Genomic DNA, 206 nt, shown 5'->3' with positions numbered 1-206 from the left:
CAGGACAAATAATTATAGCTATACTTTTTGTATTGCTAATAGTTGCAACCTACATTTATTTTGAAAGATTGTTTGCTATAAAAGCAGCTTCAAAAATTGATGCTAATTTTATGAATCAAATTAAAGACCATGTAAGCAACGGTAAAATTGATTCGGCACAAATGCTATGTGCACAAGCAAACTCTCCAGTTTCAAGATTAATTGGT

1 pseudogene is annotated in these 206 nt (G+C 30.6%); it reads left to right on the top strand.

Going from position 1 to position 206, the window contains the following annotated elements:
- Positions 1–206 (top strand): annotated as a pseudogene (locus FUA24_RS03160) (MotA/TolQ/ExbB proton channel family protein); the annotation flags it as partial.

The sequence above is a fragment of the Seonamhaeicola marinus genome (assembly GCF_008085455.1).
The sequence above is the reverse complement of the archived record's forward strand: the minus strand, read 5'-3'. Positions and strand labels throughout refer to the sequence as shown.